Source organism: Xanthomonas sp. F1, from assembly GCF_014199855.1.
In genome coordinates this window covers 87,082-111,254 of record NZ_JACHOK010000011.1, presented here as the reverse complement: position 1 = coordinate 111,254, position 24,173 = coordinate 87,082, and the positions used below count along the sequence as shown (strand labels likewise).

At 67.6% G+C, this 24,173-nt stretch carries 22 protein-coding genes; 16 read left to right on the top strand and 6 right to left on the bottom strand.

Annotated features, from left to right (window positions below):
- Position 1: 1 nt before the first annotated feature.
- The 4 genes from rpsD (at position 2) to GGR71_RS18865 (ending at position 2,980) form a co-directional block, all read left to right on the top strand.
- Positions 2-631, top strand: coding sequence for a 30S ribosomal protein S4 (gene rpsD / locus GGR71_RS18880; protein WP_010340454.1), 630 nt, complete (start codon positions 2-4; stop codon positions 629-631).
- Between the two features lie 51 nt (positions 632-682).
- Entirely contained in the window at positions 683-1,681 is a 999-nt protein-coding gene (locus tag GGR71_RS18875; RefSeq protein WP_010340455.1) for a DNA-directed RNA polymerase subunit alpha, read from the top strand.
- 200 nt (positions 1,682-1,881) lie between these two features.
- The gene (gene rplQ, locus GGR71_RS18870) at positions 1,882-2,265 is read left to right on the top strand and encodes a 50S ribosomal protein L17 (protein WP_010340456.1); all 384 of its coding nucleotides are present in this window, start codon (positions 1,882-1,884) and stop codon (positions 2,263-2,265) included.
- A gap of 202 nt (positions 2,266-2,467) precedes the next feature.
- Entirely contained in the window at positions 2,468-2,980 is a 513-nt protein-coding gene (locus GGR71_RS18865) for a disulfide bond formation protein B (RefSeq protein ID WP_048490055.1), read from the top strand.
- Positions 2,981-3,167: 187 nt separating this feature from the next.
- On the opposite strand, the gene GGR71_RS18860 is transcribed toward GGR71_RS18865, so the two are convergent.
- A complete protein-coding gene (locus tag GGR71_RS18860; RefSeq protein ID WP_160959231.1) occupies positions 3,168-4,058 on the bottom strand; it encodes an alpha/beta hydrolase family protein in 891 nt (296 codons plus the stop codon).
- A 356-nt stretch (positions 4,059-4,414) separates the two neighbouring features.
- Positions 4,415-6,553, bottom strand: a complete 2,139-nt coding sequence (locus GGR71_RS18855) for a TonB-dependent receptor (RefSeq protein WP_160959233.1) — start codon at positions 6,551-6,553, stop codon at positions 4,415-4,417.
- A 200-nt stretch (positions 6,554-6,753) separates the two neighbouring features.
- On the opposite strand from GGR71_RS18855, the gene GGR71_RS18850 reads away from it, so the two are divergent.
- Positions 6,754-8,148: a class II 3-deoxy-7-phosphoheptulonate synthase gene (locus GGR71_RS18850; protein ID WP_160959235.1), complete on the top strand. Its 1,395-nt coding sequence runs from the start codon at positions 6,754-6,756 to the stop codon at positions 8,146-8,148.
- Positions 8,149-8,417: 269 nt separating this feature from the next.
- A complete protein-coding gene (locus tag GGR71_RS18845; protein ID WP_160959238.1) occupies positions 8,418-9,581 on the top strand; it encodes a mechanosensitive ion channel family protein in 1,164 nt (387 codons plus the stop codon).
- An 80-nt stretch (positions 9,582-9,661) separates the two neighbouring features.
- Here the strand turns inward: GGR71_RS18845 and GGR71_RS18840 are convergent, their stop codons facing one another.
- The 3 genes from GGR71_RS18840 to typA form a co-directional block, all read right to left on the bottom strand.
- Positions 9,662-11,857 (bottom strand): ricin-type beta-trefoil lectin domain protein, encoded by a 2,196-nt coding sequence (locus GGR71_RS18840; RefSeq protein WP_237474323.1) that lies wholly within the window; start codon positions 11,855-11,857, stop codon positions 9,662-9,664.
- 315 nt (positions 11,858-12,172) lie between these two features.
- Positions 12,173-12,655: a DUF2127 domain-containing protein gene (locus GGR71_RS18835; protein WP_160959240.1), complete on the bottom strand. Its 483-nt coding sequence runs from the start codon at positions 12,653-12,655 to the stop codon at positions 12,173-12,175.
- 16 nt (positions 12,656-12,671) lie between these two features.
- Positions 12,672-14,501: a translational GTPase TypA gene (gene typA, locus GGR71_RS18830; protein ID WP_160959243.1), complete on the bottom strand. Its 1,830-nt coding sequence runs from the start codon at positions 14,499-14,501 to the stop codon at positions 12,672-12,674.
- A 206-nt stretch (positions 14,502-14,707) separates the two neighbouring features.
- On the opposite strand from typA, the gene GGR71_RS18825 reads away from it, so the two are divergent.
- The 10 genes from GGR71_RS18825 to GGR71_RS21205 all read left to right on the top strand — a co-directional run bounded on the left by GGR71_RS18825 (position 14,708) and on the right by GGR71_RS21205 (position 22,399).
- The gene (locus GGR71_RS18825) at positions 14,708-15,202 is read left to right on the top strand and encodes a peptidylprolyl isomerase (protein ID WP_048490063.1); all 495 of its coding nucleotides are present in this window, start codon (positions 14,708-14,710) and stop codon (positions 15,200-15,202) included.
- Between the two features lie 91 nt (positions 15,203-15,293).
- On the top strand, positions 15,294-15,671 hold the full coding sequence (locus GGR71_RS18820; RefSeq protein WP_160959246.1) for a glutaredoxin family protein: 378 nt from the start codon (positions 15,294-15,296) through the stop codon (positions 15,669-15,671).
- A 36-nt stretch (positions 15,672-15,707) separates the two neighbouring features.
- A complete protein-coding gene (locus GGR71_RS18815) occupies positions 15,708-16,694 on the top strand; it encodes a malate dehydrogenase (RefSeq protein ID WP_010340467.1) in 987 nt (328 codons plus the stop codon).
- A gap of 70 nt (positions 16,695-16,764) precedes the next feature.
- Positions 16,765-17,643 (top strand): LysR family transcriptional regulator, encoded by an 879-nt coding sequence (locus tag GGR71_RS18810; RefSeq protein ID WP_160959249.1) that lies wholly within the window; start codon positions 16,765-16,767, stop codon positions 17,641-17,643.
- 79 nt (positions 17,644-17,722) lie between these two features.
- Complete coding sequence (gene gstA / locus GGR71_RS18805; protein ID WP_160959251.1) at positions 17,723-18,343, top strand: glutathione transferase GstA; 621 nt, start codon at positions 17,723-17,725, stop codon at positions 18,341-18,343.
- 98 nt (positions 18,344-18,441) lie between these two features.
- Complete coding sequence (locus GGR71_RS18800; RefSeq protein ID WP_184452211.1) at positions 18,442-20,952, top strand: prolyl oligopeptidase family serine peptidase; 2,511 nt, start codon at positions 18,442-18,444, stop codon at positions 20,950-20,952.
- Positions 20,953-20,974: 22 nt separating this feature from the next.
- Positions 20,975-21,283 (top strand): hypothetical protein, encoded by a 309-nt coding sequence (locus GGR71_RS18795; protein ID WP_160959257.1) that lies wholly within the window; start codon positions 20,975-20,977, stop codon positions 21,281-21,283.
- Positions 21,284-21,353: 70 nt separating this feature from the next.
- The gene (locus GGR71_RS18790; protein ID WP_160959259.1) at positions 21,354-21,620 is read left to right on the top strand and encodes a hypothetical protein; all 267 of its coding nucleotides are present in this window, start codon (positions 21,354-21,356) and stop codon (positions 21,618-21,620) included.
- A 60-nt stretch (positions 21,621-21,680) separates the two neighbouring features.
- Positions 21,681-21,965 carry a hypothetical protein gene (locus GGR71_RS18785; protein ID WP_160959262.1) on the top strand — a complete coding sequence of 95 codons (285 nt, stop codon included), beginning with the start codon at positions 21,681-21,683 and terminating at the stop codon, positions 21,963-21,965.
- Positions 21,966-22,126: 161 nt separating this feature from the next.
- Positions 22,127-22,399: an acetyl-coenzyme A synthetase N-terminal domain-containing protein gene (locus tag GGR71_RS21205; RefSeq protein WP_456362640.1), complete on the top strand. Its 273-nt coding sequence runs from the start codon at positions 22,127-22,129 to the stop codon at positions 22,397-22,399.
- Between the two features lie 58 nt (positions 22,400-22,457).
- On the opposite strand, the gene GGR71_RS18775 is transcribed toward GGR71_RS21205, so the two are convergent.
- Positions 22,458-24,134, bottom strand: a complete 1,677-nt coding sequence (locus tag GGR71_RS18775; protein ID WP_160959264.1) for a ShlB/FhaC/HecB family hemolysin secretion/activation protein — start codon at positions 24,132-24,134, stop codon at positions 22,458-22,460.
- Positions 24,135-24,173: the final 39 nt, after the last annotated feature.

Sequence of the window (24,173 nt, the reverse complement as noted above, 5' to 3'; positions counted from 1 at the left end):
AATGGCTCGTTATATCGGTCCTACCTGTAAGCTCGCGCGCCGCGAAGGCGCCGATCTTTCCCTCAAGAGCCCGGCGCGTGCGCTGGACTCCAAGTGCAAGCTGGAGCAGAAGCCCGGCCAGCATGGCGCGACCGCCCGCAAGGGCAAGCTGTCCGACTACGCCACCCAGCTGCGCGAGAAGCAGAAGGTCAAGCGTATCTACGGTCTGCTGGAGCGTCAGTTCCGCAACTACTACAAGAAGGCCTCGACCAAGAAGGGCAACACCGGCGAGAACCTGCTGCAGCTGCTGGAAACCCGCCTGGACAACGTCGTCTACCGCATGGGCTTCGCCGTCACCCGTCCGGCCGCGCGCCAGCTGGTGTCGCACCGTGGCGTGCTGGTCAACGGCAAGTCGGTGAACCTGGCCTCGTACCAGGTCAAGGCCGGCGACGCGATCGCCCTGTCGGAAAAGGCGCAGAAGCAGCTTCGCGTGCAGGAAGCGCTGACCGTTGCCGAAACGCATGACCTGAACCCGTCGTGGGTCGAGGTCGATTCGAAGAAGTTCAGCGGCATCTTCAAGGCCGTGCCGGACCGTGCGGACCTGCCTGCCGACATCAACGAAGCGCTGATCGTCGAGTTGTATTCGAAGTAATCACATCGGAGAGCCTCCGGTCCACGGAGGCTCGTCAGGAGAACCCGCAACATGACGGTTACCGCCAACCAGGTTCTGCGCCCGCGTGGGCCGCAGATCGAACGCCTTACCGACAACCGCGCCAAGGTCGTGATCGAGCCCTTGGAGCGCGGGTATGGGCATACGCTGGGCAACGCCCTGCGTCGCGTGCTGCTGTCCTCGATTCCCGGCTTCGCGATCACCGAAGTCGAGATCGACGGCGTGCTGCACGAGTACACCACGGTCGAAGGGCTGCAGGAGGACGTGCTGGAAGTCCTGCTGAACCTCAAGGACGTGGCCATCCGTATGCATACCGGTGACAGCGCCACGCTGTCGCTGTCCAAGCAGGGTCCGGGCACGGTCACTGCCGCCGACATCAAGACCGACCACAACGTCGAGATCCTCAACAACGACCACGTGATCTGCCACCTGACCAAGGACACGGCGATCAACATGCGTCTGAAGATCGAGCGTGGCTTCGGCTACCAGCCGGCCGCCGCGCGTCGCCGTCCGGACGAAGAGACCCGCACCATTGGTCGTCTGGTCCTGGACGCCTCGTTCTCGCCGGTGCGCCGCGTCGCCTACGCGGTCGAGTCGGCCCGCGTCGAGCAGCGTACCGATCTGGACAAGCTGGTCCTGGACATCGAGACCAACGGCACGATCGATGCCGAGGAAGCCGTGCGCACCGCCGCCGACATCCTCAGCGACCAGCTGTCGGTGTTCGGCGACTTCACCCATCGCGACCGTGGCGCGGCCAAGCCGGCCAGCAACGGCGTGGATCCGGTGCTGCTGCGCCCGATCGACGATCTGGAACTGACCGTGCGTTCGGCCAACTGCCTGAAGGCCGAGAGCATCTACTACATCGGCGATCTGATCCAGAAGACCGAAGTCGAGCTGCTCAAGACCCCGAACCTGGGCAAGAAGTCGCTCACCGAGATCAAGGAAGTGCTGGCCCAGCGTGGCCTGTCGCTCGGCATGAAGCTGGAGAACTGGCCGCCGGCCGGCGTCGCCCAGCACGGCATGCTCGGCTGAGTCTTGCATATCCGGCCGGTGCCGCAAGGCACCGGCCGTGCGTTGTCCGCTTCATCCGCTCCACCACGTCGACGGGTCGCCAAGCCCGCGGCGTCGCCCGGTCAGGGACGGCCGGCACGGACCATCCGCAGTCCACTTTCAACGCCAGGACGGCGACAGCGATCTCCAACAGTCACACTCTTCCATAGGAATCCCAACCCATGCGTCACCAGAAATCCGGCCGCAAGTTCAGCCGCACCAGCGCCCACCGCGAAGCGATGTTCAAGAACATGGCGGCGTCGCTGATCAAGCACGAACTGATCAAGACCACCCTGCCGAAGGCCAAGGAACTGCGCCGCGTCGCCGAGCCGCTGATCACCCTGGCCAAGGTCGACAACGTCGCCAACCGCCGCCTAGCGTTCGCCCGTCTGCGCGACAAGGAAGCGGTCGGCACCCTGTTCACCACGCTGGGCCCGCGCTACCAGGCGCGCCCGGGTGGCTACCTGCGCATCCTCAAGTGCGGCTTCCGCGCCGGCGACAACGCGCCGATGGCGTACGTCGAGCTGGTCGATCGCCCGGCCGTGGCCGAGGAAGTGGCCGAGTAATCGGGTCCGCACCTGCAGCAGCAAGAAGCCCGGCCTGTCCGGGCTTTTTTGTTTGCGGGGCGGGGATTCGCAAGTGGGGATTCGGGATTGGTAGAGCCGCTGTCGCCGAACTGGCGAGGGGCGGCCAACAGCGGCATGGCGCATGGTGATGGAGCGCACGATCGCGGATAATGCGCGCATCGTCGTTGCGAGTCCGAGTCCGATGAATCCGTTCCGCTGGGGTTTCCGCGCGCAGTTCCTGCTCGGCTTTCTGATCTGCGCCGGCTTGCTGGGCTATGCGATCTTCGTGCAGCTGCAGCTGGGCATCGAGCCCTGCCCGCTGTGCATCTTCCAACGCATCGCGTTCGCCGCGCTGGGCGTGCTGTTCCTGCTCGGCGCCCTGCACGGGCCGCGCAGCGCCGGTGGGCGCAAGCTCTACGGCGTCCTGGCGTTCCTGGCCGCGCTGGTGGGCGCCGGCATCTCTACCAAGCACGTTTCGGTGCAGCTGTTCCCGGACCCGATGGCCTCCTGCGGCCCGCCGCTGAGCTTCCTGCGCGAGACCATGGGGCCGTTCGAGGTGCTGCGCCGGGTGCTGACCGGCACCGGCGACTGCGGCAACATCGACTGGCGTTTCCTCGGCCTGTCGATGCCGATGTGGTGCCTGATCTGCTTCGTGCTGCTGGCCGTATTCGCGCTGTATGCGGGCTTCAAGAGCCGGCGGCGCACGCTGATCTGATGGTGCTCCTGCTGCGCGCCGATTGCCCTGCCTGATGGCTGGCGGCAGCGCCGCTGGATGCTGGTAGGGCCGATGCGGGCAGCGCGGGCGCACGCCGCCGGGCCCCGACGCTGTCCATCCGCTTTGGCCAGCGCCTTGTCTGCAGTTCCCCGCTGGCGATACGAAATCCCGCCTGCGCCTGTCTGCCTCACTGCGCCGTGCTGGCCTGTGGCGGCACCTGCGCGCTGACAGCCTGCGGGACGACCTGGGGGAGGAACGCGGCCACCGGTCTCGCCCACACCGACGGATCGGCCTGGGCGAAGGTCTTGTGGCCGTCGTCGCCGAACGGCGGCAGGTCGACGAGAGCCACCGGCGGCGTCGAGCCGGCGCGGTAGGCGGCATACATGCGGTGCGCCAGCTCACGCCGGAAGAAGTGATCGTTCTCGGCGTACAGCCACAGCTGCGGCAGCGTGTTGGCTGCACCCAAAGTCTTCTCCGCATCGACCAGGCGGTCCTCGCCGGCGCAGATGACCTCCTTGCCATTGCTGCCGCGTCCGCCGGCGAAGCTGATGACGCCACGTACACCCGGCGGCGGCGCATCGGCCAGCGCCACCGCGCCGAGGCCACCGGCGGACTGGCCGACCACGACGATGCGCTGCGGATCCACGCCGGGAAGGCGAGCGGCGGCATCGACGATCGCCGCCTCGGCCGCGGCGATCTTGCGCCCGGCGACGACGAAATCGATGTCGTGGCAATTGCCTGCGCCTTCCAGATAGCTGCCGCTGGAGTTGCCGTAGCCGGGCCGTAGTGCCAGCACCACCATGTAGCCGTGGGCGACGAACCAGCGCGCAGCGCGGGCGAAGCCGAGGCGGGTGTCGGCGAGTTTGTGCCTGTCCGCCGGGGTGCCGTGATGGATGACGATCAGCGGGAACGGGCCGGGGCCGGTGGGGCGATACACACGTGCGGCGAGAGCGTAGTCGACGCCTTGCACGACCACCGGCATGCGGAAGTCGGTGACGCGTTCGGCGTGCGCCGGCGGCGGTGCGGCGAAGGCGAGGATGGTGGCCGCGACGGTTGCGGCGAACAATTGCTGAAGCATGGGCGGGACCTGGCCTGGACGGGGTGCGTGGCAACGCGTCGTGGCGGTCCGTGTGCGACCGGCGTGTCGCGTGGCCTTGCCGTCTCGCTGGGCGATGCCAAGGCCACGAGGCGGCGCGCGGCTTCGCTTTATTGCTGGACGTGTCTTGGTCGGATGCCGGATGCATCGTACCCGGCGATTGGCGGCGGCAGGCTACGACATCGTGCGTGTCGGCTCTGGCGGACTGACCGTCAAAGGACTGGGAGTCGCTAGCAGGGTCATGGCGCATGCATCAGTACGCCGCAACCGCCGTCATCACTGCGATGTGGCCTGCGGCACGTCGATCGACATGCCGCAGGCCGTCGCCAGGGACTTGCTCAGAAGTCCTGCTGCAGGCTCAGGTAGACGCCGCGGCGCGGCGCCCACTGCGGCGCGAACACGCCGATGCCGCCGCCGTCGCGCAACTGGTAGTGGCGGTCGAGCACGTTGAGCACCGCCAGCTGCGCGTGCAGCGGGTGGTTGCTGGCCAGGGCGAAGTCGTGGCCGGCGCTGAGGTTGAGCTGGAAGTACGCCGGCAGTTCGCCGCCGTTGGGCACGCCGTTGGCATCGGTGCGCAGGCCGCTGCCGAACAGGTAGTCGGCGCCGACGCGGCTGTCGTCGGCCAGGGCGTAGTTGATGCCGCCGGAGGAGGTCAGCTTCTGGTCGTGATCCAGGTGGATCCAGTGGTCGTAGGCGTAGGCCAGCGCGTCCGGATCGAAGTTGTACAGGCTGGTCATCACCTGCTTGCCCATGGCCTTGCTGTAGGCCGCGTTGAAGTAGGCGTTGATCGGGCCGTTGCTGTAGTCAGCGCTGAACTCGGCGCCGCGGATGCGGCCGTAGCGGTAGTTGAAGGTGGAATAGACGTAGGCGGCACCGAACTGGCCTTCGTCCTGTAGGCGGTCGGCCTTGCGGTAGTAGGTGTCCAGGCCCAGGGTCAGGTGGTCGCCGACCATCTGCGAGATGCCCAGGTCGTAGTAGTCGCTGCGCTCGCTCAGCGGCTTGGTCGGGCCGCCCGCCGCCGACTGCTGGTTGGTGGTGCCGTCGTACAGGGCGATGTCGCTGGTGGAGATCAGCTCGGTGGCCGGGGGGGTGAAGTAGCGGGCATAGCCGGCGTGCAGGGTGGTGCTGTCGCTGGCGTGCCAGACCACGCCCAGGCGCGGGCTGAGCTGGCCTTCGGTGGTGCCGAAGGCCTTGTAGCGATCGCCACGCACGCCGTAGTTGATGGTCCAGGCGTCGCTCGGCTGCCATTCGTCCTGCAGGTACACCGCGTAGGTGCTGGCGTGGAAGCGGCTGCCGTCGGGGATGAACAGCGGCACGTCGCTGCTCTGGCTGCCGTCGTCGTTGGCCGGGAACACGTAGGCGTTGTTGCTGGCGTTGGCGTGTTCGAAGTTGCCGTACACGCCATAGCGCAAGGTGTGGGTGCTGCCCCACGGCGTGGAGAAGTCGGCCTGCAGGGTGCTGGCGCGGTTGGCGCGCTGCACCTGCGAGGCGATGCCGTTGAAGATCAGGTCGCCGGCGATGTCCGGGGAGAACGCGACGCTGCTGTAGCGCTGGCCGGCCGACAGCTGGTAACTGGTGTCGCCGAGCGCGCCCTGCAGCACCAGGGTGCCGAAACGGGTGTTCTCGCGCTGGTTCTCGTCGAGCTGCGCTGAATCGAAGCTGTTGTTGCCCAGGTAGGTGAACGCCGGCGTCTGCCCCGGGTTGTTGGGGATCTGGAAGCGGTTGTTGGCGTAGCCGACCAGCAGGCTGAGCCGGGTGTTCTCGTTCAGCAGATAGCTGAGGTCGGCGAAGCCCTTGCCCTGGTGGGTCTTGTCGTGGATCGGGTTGTCGCTGTCGGTCGGATTTTCCATGCCGATGCGGTTCTGCAGGTAGTTGCCGCTGGCGAACCAGCTGAAGCGGCCGTCGCTGCCCCACCACGACGCATTGGGATTGAGCGTGCCGTAGGAGCCGCCGGTGATGCCGACGCTGCCGCCGTTGCCCAGTTCCACGCCGTTCTTGGTGGTGATGTCGACCACCGCCGCGGTGCGGTCGCCGAACTGCGCCGGCAGCGCGCCGTCGAGCAGGCGGATGTTCTTGATCGTGCGCGGATCCAGGGTCTGGCCGAAGCCGGAGATGGACTCGGGGATCATCACGCCGTTGATGCGGTACTGCAGATTGGCATGGTCGCCACGCACATGGATGCCGCCGTAGGAATCCTGGACCACGCCCGGCGCCTGCAGCAGCACCTGGTTGAGCGGGGTGGAGGCGCCCAGCGGCAGGCGCGCGATGTCCTCGGCAGTGATGGCGTACTGGCTGCTGCCGATGTCCGGCGACAGTGCGTTGCGCGCGGCTTCCAGCTTGGCGGTGACGGTGACCGGATCCAGATCGACGGTCGGTTCGGCGGCGGTGCTGTCCGCGCCGGCGTCTGCGGCGAGGGCAAGGCCGGGGACGACCAGGAGGATCAGGGCGATGGCGGAGGAGAGGGGGCGACGTGTCATGGCGAGGCGGACCGAATGGAAAGGAATTGTTACTTAATAACAGTGTGCTTTCGCAAAAACGCCGGCGTAGGCCGGAAGTCATGGTGGCATCGCGGTGTTGCTTGCCGTTCATGTCCTGGCGCTGCCAGCGTGACCGGCGTGCGGCGCTATGCGGCGCGCCCCGGCTCTGCGAACATCGCACACTGCCAAGGAGTCCTTTCATGAATCTGTCCGCCGCCGCCGTGTCCGCATCCGTCTCGTCGCCCTGGTCACCTGCCAGTTGGCGCGAGCGGCCGGCGCTGCAGATGCCGGTGTATCCGGACCCGCAGGCGCTGGAAGCCGCGCTGACCGAATTGCGGCAGTTGCCGCCGCTGGTGACCTCCTGGGAGATCTTCGCGCTGAAGAAGCAACTGGCCGAAGCGCAGGAAGGCAAGCGCTTCCTGCTGCAGGGCGGCGACTGCGCGGAGAACTTCAGCGATTGCGAATCCGGCACCATCTCCAACCGGCTCAAGGTGCTGTTGCAGATGAGCCTGGTGCTGGTGCACGGGCTGCGTCTGCCGGTGGTGCGGGTCGGTCGCTATGCCGGGCAGTACGCCAAGCCGCGCTCGGCCGATACCGAGACCCGCGACGGTGTGACCCTGCCCAGTTACCGCGGCGACGTGGTCAACGGCCCGGAGTTCACCGCGCAGGCGCGCGTGCCGGACCCACGGCGCATGATCACCGCGCACTCGCGTTCGGCGATGACCATGAACTTCGTGCGCGCGCTGATCGACGGCGGCTTCGCCGACCTGCATCATCCCGAATACTGGAACCTGAGCTGGGTCGGCTATTCGCCGCTGGCCGACGACTACCAGAAGATGGTGTCCTCGATCGGCGATGCGGTGCGCTTCATGGAGACCCTCTCCGGCGCGCAGCTGTACAACCTCAACCGCGTCGATTTCTATACCTCGCACGAGGCCTTGCTGCTGCCCTACGAAGAGGCGCTGACCCGCGAGGTGCCGCGGCAATGGGGCTGGTTCAACCTCAGTACGCACTATCCGTGGATCGGCATGCGTACCGCCGCGCTGGACGGCGCGCACGTGGAGTATTTTCGCGGCATCCGCAATCCGATCGCGATCAAGGTCGGGCCATCGGCGCAGCCGGACCAGTTGCTGCGCCTGATCGACGTGCTCAATCCGGAGGACGAGCCGGGCCGGCTGACCTTCATCCACCGCATGGGGGCGGCACAGATCGCCGAGAAGCTGCCGCCGCTGCTGGAGGCGGTGAAGCGCGATGGCCGTCGCGTGCTGTGGGTGTGCGATGCGATGCACGGCAACACCGAGAGCACCAGCAACGGCTACAAGACCCGGCGCTACCAGAATGTCCTCGGCGAGGTGGAGCAGTCGTTCGACATCCATGCCGCGGCCGGGACACGCCTGGGCGGCGTGCATCTAGAACTGACCGGCGAGGACGTCACCGAGTGCACCGGCGGCGCGCGCGAACTGACCGAGCGCGACCTGGAGCGCGCCTACCGCTCCAGCGTCGACCCGCGCCTGAACTACGAGCAGTCGCTGGAGATCGCGATGGCGATCGTGCGCAAGCAGAACGGGCGTAACGTCGCCACGCCGCTCGCGTAACCGGGGTTGCCGCCATTCGCCGGCGCGCAGCGTGCGCGGCGGCGCTGGCGCTGTGCGGAGTCTTATGTTGCGCCCTTACGTCTGCACGTATTGCCGTACGGCGACCTGACATCGCTGCCGCTTCAGTTCCTTTTGCAGCAGCGCGTGCATACGCGCCGACGCACGTTACGGTTGTCATCACTTAGCGCCGCAGCGTGCGTGCTCGACATCGCGCTAATCCGCGCGCTGCCACACTGTCGCGACTCCTCCCCCCAACAAAGGAGCGCAACTTGACCCTCGATCTCCACTGGGTGCCCTGGCGTGCCTACACGGTGCCGCTCGGCGCTGCACTGATTCTCGGTTTCCTGGCCTGGTGGCTGCTGTTGCGCATCGCCCAGCGCATGCGCGGCCGCGACTACCGTCGCGCGCGCATCGTGCGCGTGATCAGCGTGCCTGTGGCGTTCCTGCTGCCGATGCTGATGCTCAGCTTCGCGCTCGAATCCACGCCACTAGACGATGCGGCGCTGACCGACCTGCAGCATCTGCTGCACATCGGCATGATCGGTTGCGTCACCTGGCTGCTGGTGCGTGGCGTGGCGGCGCTGGAAACGGCGATCCTGCGCAGCCACCCGATCGAGGTGGCGGACAACCTCACCGCGCGCCGCGTGCAGACCCAGACCCGGGTGCTGGCGCGGGTGGCGATGGGCACGATCATCCTGTTCGGCACCTCGATCGTGCTGCTGACCTTCCCCGCGGTGCGACAGATCGGCACCACCTTGCTGGCGTCGGCCGGCATCATCGGCCTGGTCGCCGGTATCGCCGCCAAGCCGGTGTTCGGCAACCTGATCGCCGGCCTGCAGATCGCGCTGACCCAGCCGATCCGGCTCGACGACGTGGTCATCGTCGAAGGCGAGTGGGGCCGCATCGAGGAGATCGGCAGTTCCTACGTGGTGGTGCGGATCTGGGACGAGCGGCGCATGGTGGTGCCGTTGACCTGGTTCATCGAGAACCCGTTCCAGAACTGGACGCGCAGCAGCGCCGACCTGCTCGGCACCGCGTTCCTGTGGCTGGACTACCGCACGCCGATCGCGCAGGTGCGCGCCGAGCTGGAGCGGATCTGCAAGAGCGAGCCGCTGTGGGACGGACGGGTCTGCGTGACCCAGGTGACCGATACCAGCGAACGCACGATCCAGGTGCGCCTGCTGGTCAGCGCGCGCAACTCCGGCGATGCCTTCGACCTGCGCTGCATCGTGCGCGAACGCATGCTGGATTTCCTGGTGCGCGAGCACCCCTACGCCTTGCCGTTGCTGCGTGCGGAACTGGCGCCCGAACCGGTGCGGCTGTCGCACCCGCCAGTGCGTGCCAGCGACTCGGATGCGATGCGTTCGCCTGGTGCTGAGGATGGGGCTGGAGCCACGCCTGCGCCGGCTCCCGCGCAGCGCGGCGCCGCGTGAACCCCTGTGTACCGGTCGGCACATCTGAAGTGGCCACGGTTGGCCCGCGAACATGCCGACCGCGGCGATTGGGCTGCGCGTCAGTTGGACTGCACTTCCCAGAGCTGATTGACGTTGCCGAGGCATTCCCACATCTGCACGCGCGCGCCATTGAGGGTGCCGCCGGCAGAGTCGTCCAAACACTTGCCGTGCAGTTCGCTGCGGATCTGGCCACGGATCCGCCACGCTTGCGCGTTGCTGCCGGTGCATGTCGCCATCCGGATGGCGGCGCCGTTCTGAGGCGTATTCACTACCTCTAGACAGTTGCCGCCATACCCCACGATCGCGCCGTTCTTGCCGAGCTGCCAGGCCTGGTTCTTGGTGCCGTTGCAATCCCATATCTGCACTGGCGTTCCAGGGGCGGTGCTGAAATTCACGACATCCAGGCAACGCCCGGTCGAGACCCGGATTTCGCCGCTCGCGGGGTTGAACGACCAGCGCTGGTTGGGACCGCTGAGGTTGTCCCAGAGCTGCAGCTGTGCGCCGTTGGCCGTTCCATATGCCGCGACATCCAGCACCTTGCCGCCGGTGGCGATGAGCGAGGCATTGGTGAAGTACCAGGCCTGGTTCGCCGTATTCAATGATTGGTACAACTGGATCGGTGCACCGTTGGCGCGGCTCACCGCGGTGACGTCGAGGACCTTGTTGGTACCCAGGCCGCGCAGGCTGCGGCTGCCGGGCTGGAACGACCACTTCTGCTGGCGAAACCCGTTGCAGTCCCATACCTGGATCGGGGTACCGTTGCCTGTCTCTCCGTTGATGACATCGACGCATTTGCCGGAAGGGCCCATGATCTGACCGGGGGAACTGGAATCGTCGAATGGCACCACGGTTTGCCGATACTGGACGACGTTCGGCACCGTGGTGAGGAAGGCGCGGGCATTGTCGGCCTGGTCCGGCACGCCGCAGGCTTGCCCATTGCAGGTGCTGATCGCCGGCGACGAGTACACCAGGATCTCGCTTTGCCCGTTGACCGCGTAGGCCATCGTGGTGTGGAAGCTGCCTGTGTCGCTGCGATGGCCGAAGTTGAAGCCCGGCTCCTGGCCGGTTTCGTGCTGGTGGCCGGAGCCGAGCAGGTGGCCGAACTCGTGGGCGAGGGTGCCGCGGGTGCAGTAGTAGCCGCCATCTACGCCGTCGGAGATCACCGAGTATCCCCAGCGCGAATCCGTGCCGCCCGATTGCCAGGCGACGCCGCAGCTCTGTTGGGAATTGTTGAAGCGCCGCACCAGGCCGACCAAGTCGGCGCCGAAGCGGTCGCGGGCGTCGTGCAGCGGCACCAGCGCCGCTGCGGTCGCCTGGCCGACGCCGGTGAGCTCGTTGAGAGTGCCGTCGTTCGGCGTGTTGTCCGGGTAGTCGACCTGCACGGTCCCGACCAGGCGATAGCGCACATTGATGTTGGCGTTGGCGAAGGATTGGTTGGCCGTTTCCACCAGATTGGTGAGCACGGTTTCGATCGCCGACGCCCCACCGCGATAGTCGCGGTAGCCGGGTGTGTAGCCGAGCAGCACGTCGATCGTGTTGGTGGAGGTGGTGCCGGCTTGTGCGTTGACCTGCGCGAGGCTGCTGTACCCGGCGATATAGCCCTGGGCGGTGTTGCCTGCGGGCAGTTGTGTGACCGACTCGGCCAGGCGGCGCCCATCCGCGCGGCTTCCGGCGGAATGCAGGTCGGCGCTGGTGGCCGCCATGATGTAAGGCACCCCATCGATGGTGGTGAGCTGGTAGGTCATGCCATCAATGGTGCCCAGCGATCCGAACACCGCGTCCCTGCCGAAACTGATGACCGTCTCGTTGCCCATCGGTTGGCCGTCCACCCGGCCGACCCAGGTCCAGATGCCGCGCTTGGCGTCGCGCCGGCTCTGGTAGGTGATGCGCAGGTTCTTCCCGTCCGGCGTCGGCACCGTCATCGTGCCGTCGACGCTGGCCTTGATCGCATGTGCCTCGCTGAGGGTGATGGGGTACAGGGCGAACGCGCCGTCGTGTCCGGTCGGGGTGCGGCTGGTGTAGCGGATCAGTGCGCCGCTGTCCTTCGCGTCGAACAGGGATGCGGGTTGTGCGGCTGCCATGGGCAACGCGGTGGTGGCCGCAGCGGACGCGTGCTTGTCGTCCGAGGTTGCGCTGTGTTTGTGATCGATGGCGCCGCCGCAGGCGCTCAGGCCAGTGCAAAGTAACGCCGCCACACTCCAACCCATCGCTTTCGCGATTCGCATCGTTGATTCCCCTGTGGTGATCTCCGCCATCGGCCTATTGGTGATGGCGCGCTGTCCGGGGTTCCCGGAACCTGTCAAGGGTCAGAATCGACCGGACTGGACAATTCTGTAGACATTTTCGCGAAATGATCGCGTTGCGGGGACCGTGCCTAAAAGGGCTGGGGATGACATCACAAATCCATCCGGCAGCTTGTCGGCTAACGCGTTCTGCCCATCAGGACGAGGGCGTTCAGAAACGGCATGTCCGCCGAACTTGTGGTGTGACGAGGCCGGTCAGCAGGGATGAACGTACGTTGAGCGGCGCCACGGTCATGGCCGCCGTGACAGGGATGCGGCGCAGATAGATCAGGCAGCAGGATGCCGCCGGCGCCGCACCAGGTCGCGGGCGAGGATGCCGACCACCGCGAGGTTGATCGCCAGCACCGCCCAGGAGGCCCAGCCGGGATGGCGCACGATGGCGTAGACGTCGAACGGCAGGTAGATCGCCGCGGAGATGCAGCCCAGCAGCGAGGCCCAGGCCTTGGCGCGCCACAGACCCCAGGCCTCGATGATGTGCAGCACGCCGTAGGCGAGCATGCCGGCGGCGGCCAGGTGCACCGCGCCGGGGCTGATCATGGTCAGCAGTGAGGGCAGGGCGCCATGGTCCGGGTCCAGGCTGAAACGCACGATCAGCTTGTCCACCCCCGCGCGTAGCGGGGCCGGACCCATCAGTTCCAGCCCCGTGGCCGCCAGCACTGCGAGCAGGCCCTTGCCGGCCTCCAGCAGTGCGATCAGGTGCAGACCCGGATGCGCGTGCGGATCCGGGTTGTACGCCTTGTCGGCGGCCATGGGCGTGCGCTATCCCTTAGCCCGCGCGACCGGCGCGCTTTCGCTCGTTTTCGGTCAGGTGCTTCTTGCGCAAGCGGATCTCCTTCGGGGTGACTTCGACCAGTTCGTCGTCCTCGATGAAGTCCAGCGCCTGCTCCAGCGTGTACTTGATCGCCGGGGTCAGCTTGATCGCATCGTCCTTGCCCGAGGCACGCATGTTGGTCAGCGGCTTGGTCTTGATCGCGTTGACAGTCAGGTCGTTGTCCTTGGAGTGGATGCCGACCAGCTGCCCTTCATACACGTTGTCGCCTTCGGCGGCAAACAGGCGGCCGCGCTCTTCCAGCGGGCCCAGCGCGTAGGCGGGGGTGGCGCCCGGCGCGTTGGCGATCATCACGCCGTTCTGGCGCTTGGCGATGGCGCCCTGTTCCTTCGGGCCGTAGTGGTCGAACACGTGGAACAGCAGGCCCGAGCCCTGGGTCAGGGTGCGGAACTCGTTCTGGAAGCCGATCAGGCCACGCGCCGGGATCATGTAGTCCAGGCGCACGCGGCCCTTGCCGTCCGGCTCCATGTTCTTCAGCTGGCCCTTGCGGGTGCCCAGCTTCTCCATCACGCCGCCCTGGTGCTGCTCCTCGATGTCGACCACCAATTGCTCGACCGGCTCCATCAGCTTGCCGTCGATCTCCTTGATGATGACTTCCGGGCGCGACACCGCCAGCTCGAAGCCTTCGCGGCGCATGTTCTCGATCAGCACCGACAGGTGCAGCTCGCCGCGACCGGAGACCAGGAACTTGTCGGCGTCTTCCAACTGCTGCACCTTCAGCGCCACGTTGTGCACGGTCTCGCGCTCCAGCCGGTCCTTGAGCTGGCGACTGGTCAGGAACTTGCCGCCGGACAGATCCTTGTTACCCGCGAACGGCGAGTTGTTGACCTGGAAGGTCATCGAGATGGTCGGCTCGTCCACGGTCAGCGGCGGCAGCGCCTCCGGGGCTTCCAGCGCGCACACGGTATCGGAGATGGTCAGTTCCTGGATGCCGGAGATGGCGACGATGTCGCCGGCCTGCGCGCTGTCCTGCTCGATCCGCTCCAGGCCCAGGAAGCCCAGCACCTGCAGCACCTTGCCCTGGCGCTTCTTGCCTTCGCGGTCGATCACCGCCACCGGCATGTTCTTCTTCAGCACGCCGCGCTGGATGCGGCCAATGCCGATCACGCCGACGAAGTTGTTGTAGTCCAGCTGGCTGATGCGCATCTGGAACGGGCCGTCCGGGTCCACGTCCGGCTTCGGCGCGTGCTGCATGATCGCTTCGTACAGCGGGGTCATGTCGCCGTCGCGCACGCTGTCGTCCAGCGAGGCGTAGCCGTTCAGCGCCGAGGTGTAGACGATCGGGAAGTCGAGCTGCTCGTTGGTGGCACCGAGCTTGTCGAACAGGTCGAACACCTGGTCGATCACCCAGTCCGGGCGCGCGCCGGGGCGGTCGATCTTGTTGACCACCACGATCGGCTTGAAGCCCATCGCGAACGCCTTCTGGGTCACGAAGCGGGTCTGCGGCATCGGGCCGTCCATCGCGTCGACCAGGATCAGCACGGTGTCCACCATCGACAGCACGCGCTCCACCTCGCCGCCGAAGTCGGCGTGTCCGGGGGTGTCGACGATGTTGATGCGGTTGCCCTGCCAGGTGATGGCGGTGTTCTTGGCCAGGATGGTGATGCCGCGTTCCTTTTCCTGGTCGTTGCTGTCCATCACGCGCTCGGCCAGCACCGTACGCTCGGAGAGGGTGCCGGACTGCTTCAGCAGGCAGTCGACGAGGGTGGTCTTACCGTGGTCGACGTGGGCGACGATGGCGATATTGCGAAGATTTTCGATGGACATGCGAAAGGGGGCCAGCCGGCGCCAGAAGGAAGGAAAGGAAGCCACCTAGTATACCCGGATCCCGTGACGCCTGCCGGCGCCCGGCGGCGGTGGGGCCGGGCAGGCCCGTTCAGGCGCCGGCGGCGGGCGCGGGCGCGGGCGAAGCCTGAACGAGGCGCCGTGTATCCTATGCGCCCCTCATGACGCCCCCGTTTCCAAGGAATCCCATGTCCCTGATCGCCCATTTCGACACCGCCCGCGGCCCGATCAAGATCGAGCTGTATCCCGACAAGGCCCCGCTGACCGTGGCCAACTTCGTGAACCTGGCCAAGCGCGGCTTCTACGACGGGCTGAACTTCCACCGCGTGATCGCCGACTTCATGATCCAGGGCGGCTGCCCGGAAGGTTCCGGCCGCGGCGGCCCGGGCTACCGCTTCGAGGACGAGACCAACAACGGCGTGCGCCACGACCGCGGCGTGCTGTCCATGGCCAATGCCGGCCCCAGCACCAACGGCAGCCAGTTCTTCATCACCCACACCGCCACCCCGTGGCTGGACGGCAAGCACACCGTGTTCGGCAAGGTGCTCGAGGGCCTGGACGTGGTCGACAGCGTCGCCCAGGGCGACGTGATCAACAAGATCACCATCGAAGGCGACGCCGACGCGGTGCTGGCGGCCAAGGCCGACCGCGTCGCCGAGTGGAACCGCACCCTCGACGCCTGATCCGGCGCTGTCCGCGCACCCGGCCCTGCGGCCGGGCGCGCGGAGCCTGCGTGCTACCATTTTCCTGGTTGATTGCCGCACCCGACTGCCGATGACGATGCGCCCCCTTGTGTTGTGCCTGCTGCTGCTCGCCATCGGCGGCGGCGTGCATGCCTGGTGGCGCAGTCCGGCTTCGGCGCCGTCGGCCGCACTGGCCGCCGGCGACCCGCGCCTGCTGACCGGCGACGACGGCATCGTCATGCTCGCCGCCGACTGGTGCGGCTACTGCCGCCGGCAACAGGCCGATTTCGCCCGCGCCCAGGTTCGCTACACGGTCCTGGACGTGGAGCAGGAGGCCGGCCGCCAGGCCGCCGCCGCGCTCGGCCTGGAAGGCGTGCCGATCACCGTGATCGGCCAGCACGTGGTCGAAGGCTACGACACCGATTCCCTGGACCTGCACCTGCAGCCGCTTGGCTACCGCGTCTACTGATCCACCCCACCCACTTTCTTAGCAGAGGAATCCCCCATGAAAGCACCCGTTCGTGTTGCCGTGACCGGCGCTGCCGGCCAGATCGGTTATGCCCTGCTGTTCCGCATCGCCTCCGGCGAAATGCTGGGCAAGGACCAGCCGGTGATCCTGCAGTTGCTGGAACTGCCGATGGAGAAGGCCCAGGCCGCGCTGAAGGGCGTGATGATGGAGCTGGAAGACTGCGCGTTCCCGCTGCTGGCCGGCATGGTCGGCACCGACGACGCCGAAGTGGCGTTCAAGGACGCCGACATCGCCCTGCTGGTCGGCGCGCGTCCGCGCGGCCCGGGCATGGAGCGCAAGGACCTGCTGCTGGAGAACGCCAAGATCTTCACCGCGCAGGGCGCGGCGCTGAACAAGGTGGCCAAGCGCGACGTCAAGGTGCTGGTGGTCGGCAACCCGGCCAACACCAACGCCTACATCGCCATGAAGTCGGCGCCGGACCTGAACCCGAAGAACTTCACCGCCATGCTGCGCCTGGACCACAACCGCGCGCTGAGCCAGCTCTCGCTCAAGCTCGGCAAGCCGGTCGGCGGCATCGAGAAGCTGGTGGTGTGGGGCAACCACAGCCCGACCATGTACCCGGACTACCGTTTTGCCACCGCCGACGGCGCCTCCATCGCCGACGCGATCAACGACCAGGAATGGAATGCCGGCACCTTCATCCCGACCGTGGGCAAGCGCGGCGCGGCGATCATCGAAGCGCGCGGCCTGTCCTCGGCCGCCTCGGCCGCCAACGCCGCGATCGACCACGTGCGCGACTGGGTGCTGGGCAGCAACGGCAAGTGGGTGACCATGGGCGTGCCGTCCGACGGCTCCTACGGCATCCCGGAAGGCGTGATCTTCGGTTTCCCGGTCACCACCGAGAACGGTAAGTACACCATCGTCAAGGACCTGCCGATCGACGACTTCAGCCAGAAGTACGTCGACAAGACCCTGGCCGAGCTGGAAGAAGAGCGCAGCGGCGTCGCCCACCTGCTGGGCTGATCGCCAACGCGATCGCGTCGTCACGGAACGCCGGGCCCCGCCCGGCGTTTCGCGTTGTGGGGAACCTAACATGATGAATCTGATCCACTGGCGGCTGTACGTCGCCGTCGTCGAGTGCGGCAGCATCAGCGCCGGCGCCGCGCGCTGCGGCATCACCCAGTCCGGTGCCAGCCAGGCCATCGCGCAGATGGAGCACGTGCTGGGCGCGGCGCTGCTGCTGCGTGAGCGCGGGCGGATCCGGCCGACCCCGTTCGGCGTGCGGGCGCTGGAGCATGCGCGGGCGATGCTGGCCGAACTGGGGCAGCTGCAGGTGCTGGCCAGGGCGCAGCGTGTGCCCGCCGCGCCGTCGCTGCGGGTCGCCGGGTTCGCCTCGTCGCGGCCGTGGCTGGCGCCGCGCCTGCGCGCGTTCGAGCGGGCGCATCCGGACACGGGGGTGGTGTGGCTGGAAGGCAGCGACGAGGAGGTCGAGGCCTGGCTTGCGGCCGGCACGGTCGATCTGGGCGTGGTGCTGGATCCGGCGCCGCAGCGCGACGCCATGGTGTTCGGCATGGACGAATGGCTGGCGGTGCTGCCGCCGGCGCTGGCGCGTCCGCAGGCGCGCGACATCGCCCTGACGGAGCTACTGGCGCTGCCGTTCGTGCTGGCCACCGGCGGCTGCTGGCTGCATGCGCAGCGCCTGGCCGAGCGTGCCGGGCTGGCGATCGCCGACCTGCGCCTGCAGGTGTGCGACTGGTCCAGCGCCTGGACCCTGGTGCGCGACGGCGCGGGCGCCAGCCTGCTGCCGGCATCGGTGCTACCGGCCGAGCGCGACGGGGTGCAGGTGCTGCCGTTGCAGCCGCGGCTGCAGCGCCGCTTCGCGCTGGTCGCCGCCGCGCACGCGGCGCCGGCCGCGCGGCAACTGCGCAGATTCCTGGACGAAGCCATTAGCGGCGCTACTGACGCGCGTTGACATTCTTGTTTCTCGCCAGGCCCCCGTGCCACGCACACTGCGCGTGCCGACTCTCCGGCGCCCATGCGAGAACGTTCCGATGCACCTCTATGCCGCTCCTGGCGCCTGTTCCCTGGCGCCGCACATCGTGCTGCGCGAACTGCAGCTGCCGTTCCGGCTGGTGCGCGTGGACAACCGCAGCAAGCGCACCGCCGATGGCGAGGATTTCCGCGCGATCAATCCCAAGGGTTACGTGGCCGCGCTGCAACTGGACGATGGCCAGGTGCTGACCGAGGGCCCGGCGATCCTGCTGTACCTGGCCGACCGTTGCCCGCAGGCGGCGCTGGCGCCGCCCGCGGACGCGGATGCCTTGCCGCGCTATCGCCTGTACGAGTGGTTGGCCTTCATCAATAGCGAACTGCACGCTGGCAGCGTGCCGCTGTTCGATCCCGGGCTGGCGCCGGAGCGCCGCGCCGCGGTCGCCGCCCGCCTGCTGCAGCGCTATGGCCATGCCGAGACCGCGCTAAGCGCGCGACCGTACCTGCTCGGCGAGCGCTTCGGCGTGGCCGATGCCTACCTGTTCACCGTACTCGGTTGGCTGCCGCGGTTCGGCCTGTCGCTGCACGCGTATCCGGCGTTGGCCGCGTACGCGGCACGCATCGCGCAGCGTCCCAGCGTGGCGGCGGCGCTGGCCGCCGAGCAGGCGCTGCTGCCGGCCTGAGCGCGGCGCGCCGGCAGGCGGGGCATGACCTTCGGCGCTCGGCCGCGGCGCGGCGGCCGTGCTAGGTTGCCTGGGCCATTCGAAAGGGGATTTCGACCATGCTCATGCCGTTCCGCTGGATCGGCGCGCTGGCGCTCGCCAGTGCGTTGCCTGTTGCCGCCCATGCCGCCACCGCCGACAGCGGTTACCGGCAACCGCCCGAGCCGCTGCTGGGCGTGATGCGCGCCCCGCTCAATCCGACGCCGCGGCTGGACCCGACCGGGCGCACCCTGCTGCTGGTGGAGCGCCAGGCCTACCCGCCGATCGCGCGCGTCGCCGAGCCGTACCTGAAGCTGGCCGGGGTGCGGGTGGAACCGCGCACCCACGCCCGCCACGACATGTCCAACGGCTACGGCATCCGCGCCTGCCTGGATGGCTTCAGCCTGGTCGACGTGGCCAGCGGCAAGCAGACCGCGGTGACCTTGCCGGCCGGCGCCTGCCCGGCGCAACCGGTGTGGTCGCCGGACGGGCGCCGCTTCGCCTTCAACAACACCGCGGCCGACCGTGTCGAGTTGTGGCTGGGCGACGTCGCCACCGGCGCGGTGCGCCGCATCGACGGCGTGCAGCTCAACCCGGTGCTGGGTGGCGAGATCCAGTGGCTCGGCGGCAGCGACACGCTGCTGGTGCGCACGGTGCCGCAGGATTTGGGCCCGGCGCCGGTGAAGGCGGCGGTGCCGCCGGGGCCGGAGGTCAAGGAAGCGATCCGCGGCAAGGGCGAGAGCAGCACCTACGAGGCCCGCGACACCCTGTCCAGCCCCGAGGACGAGGCCCAGTTCAGCTACTACGCCACCGCGCAGCTGGTCACCGTGGACGCCGCCAGCGGCAAACTGCGCACGGTCGGCAAGCCGGCGGTGTACTCGGTGGTCGACGGTGCGCCGGACGGCCGCCACGTGCGCGTGGAGCGCTTGCAGCGTCCGTACTCCTACGTCACCACCTACGGCCGCTTCGCCCACGATGTGGCGGTGCTGGACCTGGCCGACGGCAGCGAGCGCGTGCTGGCGAACCTGCCGGTGGCCGACCGGGTGCCGGTGCATGGCGTGCCGACCGGGCCGCGCGCCTACGGCTGGCGCGCCAACCAGCCGGCGACCCTGGTCTGGGCGGAGGCCCTGGACGGTGGCGACTGGAAGACCAATGTCCCGGCCCGCGACAAGCTGCTGACCCTGTCGGCGCCGTTCACCGGCAAGCCGCGCGAACTGGCCAAGGTGACCCAGCGCTACGCCGGCCTGAGCTGGTTCGCGCAGGGTGGGCAGGCGTTGCTGGACGAGTACGACGAGAACCGCCACTGGCGCCGCACCACGTTGCTGGACGCGGACCGCCCCGGCAGCGCCGGGCGGGTGCTGTTCGACCTGTCCACCGATGACCTCTATGCCGATCCCGGCACGCCCGAGCTGCGTCGCTTGCCAAACGGCGAATACGTGCTGCGCGAGGACAACGGCGCGCTGTTCCTGAGCGGGCAGGGCGCCACCCCGGCCGGCGACCGGCCGTTCCTGGACCGCTACGAACTGGCCAGCGGCAAGACCCAGCGCCTGTTCCGCAGCAGCGCCGACGTCGACGAGGCCTTCGCCGGGTTCGCCGGCGACGACACCACCCGCCTGCTGACCTGGCGGCAGTCGCCGAGCGACCCGCCCAACGTGTACCTGCGCACCCTGGGCCAGCCGCAACCGGCCGCGACAGCCGGCGAGGCGGTGGTCGCCTCCACCCTGGCACCGGTGACCCGCTTCCCCGATCCGACCCCAGTGGTGCGGCAGATCCAGAAGCGCCTGGTGACCTACAAGCGCAAGGACGGGGTGGAGCTGTCCTTCACCCTGTACACGCCGCCCGGCTACAAGGAAGGCACACGGGTGCCGGCGATCCTCTACGCCTATCCGCTGGACTACGCCGATGCCTCCAAGGCCGGCCAGGTCAGCGGCGCCAACGACCGCGACTTCACCCGCCTGCATTCCTACCAACTGTTGCTGCTGGCCGGCTACGCGATCATCGACGATGCCGCGTTCCCGATCGTCGGCGATCCCAAGACCGCTTACGACACCTACCTGCAGCAACTGGTGGAGAACGCACAGGCGGCGGTGGACAAGGCGGTGGCGCTGGGCGTGGTCGACCGCGACCGCATCGGCGTCACCGGCCACAGCCACGGCGCGCTGATGGCGGCCAACCTGCTGGCGCACACCGACCTGTTCCGCGCCGGCGTGGCCACCAGCGGCAGCTACAACAAGACGCTGACCCCGTTCGGCTTCCAGAACGAGCGGCGGTCGTTCTGGGCCGCGCCGGAGGTGTATGCGCAGGCCTCGGCGTTCTTCCACGCCGACAAGATCAACGAGCCGCTGTTGCTGGTGCACGGCATGGACGACGCCAACCCCGGCACCGAGACCACCCAGGCTCCGCGCATGTTCCAAGCCATCCGCGGCCTCGGCGGCACCGCGCGGCTGGTGCTGCTGCCGTTCGAACCGCACTGGTACACCGCCCGCGAATCCAACGAAGACGTGGTGGCGGAGATGCTGGAGTGGTTCGACCGCTACGTGAAGCAGGCGCCGCCGCGTGCGGGGTCGGCGGACAAGGCGAAGACGCAATAGCCGGCCGACCTGGGAGCGCACGATGAAATGGCGTTTTCTTTGCGCGCCGGCGTTGCTGGCGCTTACCGCATGCAGTGCGGTCGACACGGTGAAGAATGCGTACGCGCATTCGCGGGAGGTGGCTGCCGACCTGGAGAAATCGGTCGGCAGCAAGCCAGCGGTCGGCTTCAACTGGGCCAACGGCTCGCTGGTCCAGGTCACGGTCAATTTCCAGGGCGTGCCGCACAAGCCGCTGGAGCAGATCGTGCAGCTCAGCAAGGCCTCGGTGGCGACACGCTTCGAGCAGGCACCGGGGAATGTGGTGGTTATGTTTACGGTGCCGGGGAAGTAGGTCGGTCTCCGGCGATTCGTCCAGCCGACGCCGCGTTGCGGCGCGGCTCGATCCAGGTGTGAGGCGAGCCATGGGCAGTCCCTGCTACCCCGGTACGACGACTCCTGTTCGTCGTGGCGACCTGGTCAAGTGGCACGGTGACGCACTCCCATCGCGAGTACTCTTTGTCGTCAGTACCGGCGACTTCCCCCCGGAAGAAGACCTGGCCTCGAGAGAGTGGTTCCGGTTGGAGTTCGGCGAAGGCATCATGATCGACACGCCGACCGCGGGTTGGGTGCTCGAGTCGGAAGACTGTGCGAACCTGGTGTTGCTGCATGCGGTCGATGAGTGCACCTGACGAAGCGCGTTCGACCCGGTGGTGTTGCAGTACTGGTAAATCGTGGCGAAGGAGTTCTGCATGCATCACGCAGATGACGCGGTTGAGATCGAGCGCCTTGTAAACATGTTGGTCGCAGAAGGGTACTTCGCATATTGCAGGTGGGATGGCACGGTGCCGCTCTTGTTCGCTCTCGGCGAAAAGAAGACGCACTCCGTGGACGTGCGGCGTCGTGGGCAGTACGTGGCAGTGCATTACTGGTTCGGGTATCCCGACGACGATTTCATTCGCGAAGAACGGTTCCAGAGCTTCGCTGAGACGATAGCGCCAGTGAGGGCTTGGCTTGCCAAGGACACCCTGGACTGACGTGGCGTCGCAGCAGTTTCGTTCAACTGTGCGATAGCGCGCGCTGCACAGAGGCTGGATCCGAGTTCTCCGTCTAGGCCCGTTCGACCAAGGTCGGAACGACGCCCTCCCTGCCGAAGGACTATGCTCGGAGCCGGTGCACCGGCCTTGGGAGGGGCGGCATGGACTACGCGACGCTGTACCGACGTTCGATCGAACGGCCCGAGGCGTTCTGGGCCGAGCAGGCCCAGGCGATCCACTGGCAGCGGCCGCCGCAGACGATCCTGGAATACGACACGCCGCCGTTCCGGCGCTGGATTTCGGGGTGGAACCCGTCCGGATTTTGCCACCGGTTCGATCGCCGCTTTGATTTGGCCGCGCTGATCTCACGCCTCACCATCGCCGCCGCGTGGACCTCTCCACTGCGCTATCGACTCGCAACCTTGGATGCGTGATGTGGGAATCAGGAGAGCAAAAGACGGCATTCGATTCGTTCCGTCCCCTACGCACCGCTCAGAAGCCCCTGACCAACTGTAACCATGCCCGTGCGGAGCCGCGCTTGCCGAGCAATGTGGGGGTGGCGCCCACCGGCGTGGCCAGTTGCACCTGCGCCTGCCAATGGCGCGTGCCGATCCAACTGAAGCCGATGCCGACGCCATCGAGGTCGAATTGATTGCGGCCGGCGATCCAGGGGGCGGCATTGACGCGCAGGCTGCCATGGTCGACAAACAGGCTGCCCTCGCAGCGGCCGCCGCAGCCGAACGGCAGGTCGTGGCGTAGCTCTACTGTGCCCAGCCAGCCGCTGGCGCCGGCGATGCTGGAGACGTCGTATCCGCGCACGCTGTTCGACCCGCCCAGCAGGAACTGCTCAGAGGAGTCGAGGTTGCGGTTGCTGTACTGGCCGTTGAGGCTCACATACACGCGGGTAGCGGCACTGAGGTTCTGCAGGCGGGCGAGGCTGGCGTTCCAATGGGTGTAGCTACCTTGCGTGCGTGCGGTGGCAGCGTCGGCGGCCGCGGCCGCAGCGTTGGCGAAGCCGAGCCGACCGTGGCCGAGGCTGAGGCTGGCGCTGGTCAGCCCGCCGCCGCCCCAGGCGTCGCCGTGCTGGCTGACGACGCTGGCTGTCCAGTGGTTGCTGTGGCGGTCGTTGCGCAGGGCGGTGCTGTCGATGCGGTCGCGCAGTTGCTTTCGGTCGAACTGCAAACGGACGTCCAGTCGGCTGTCTTGCGTGCGCACCAGCGGCTGCGTCAGCCAGGCACTGGCGACCCCGGCGTTACCGTGTGCATCCAGCGTATCGAGCGGACCACCCAGCGCATAGGCCAGCATCGAATACGCCGCGCCGAGCCGAGTGCCATGCCCGTTCAGGGTGAACTGGTAACCCAGCCGGCCGTAGCGCAGGCCGTGGCCGGAGGTGAGCGTACCCAGGCTGAGCTGGTCGCCATGGCGCATCGGATTGTTGATGTCGAGATAGGCTCCCACGCGCAGGCGGCCGGTGTAGCGGCTGCCTGCGGTGTCGGCGACCCACTGGCCTTGCAGCGTTGGTTCGGCGTCGGCCTGCACGCCAAGGGTCGAGGTGCCCGGTTCTGTACCGGGGCGCAGGGTGGCGTGGGGGGCCACGCCGGGCAGGTCGCCGAGCAGCAGCAAGCGGGTATCCAGCGTGGGCTGGGTGACGACCTCACCGGAGTGCAATGGCGCCAGCGTGGCGCGCAGCAGGCCGTCGTCGATGCGGCTTTGGTTGGCCAGTTCGATCTGGTCGTAGCGCGCCTCGACCACCTGCAGGCGCACCGTGCCGCCGCTCAAGGTTTGCGCCGGTACCAGCGCGCGGGCCAGCGGGTAGCCGTGCGCGTGGTAGTAGTCGGTGATCCACTGCGCCAGCGCGTTGAGCCGGGTCAGGGTCAGCGTTTTCCCTTCGCCGTCGGCGACGAGCGCATGCAGGGTTGCGTTGTCGAAGATGGTGTTGCCTTCCACCTGCAGGTGCGTCACCGCGAACGGGGTGGCGTCTTCAGTCGTGTTGCTGGTCGGCGATTCGATCACTACGTCGGGTGCGGTGACGTGTTTGTCCAGCGGGGTCGCCGGCACTTGCTGCAGGATTCGGCCGCTGTTGGGGATCGTCTGCGCTGACGTAATCAGCGGCAGGGAGAAGCAGGCCAGTGCAAGCGGGGCGAAGCGCAAGCGCAACGGTGACGGCATAGGGTGATCCTTGCGCGGGGTGCGGGATGTGCGGGTTGC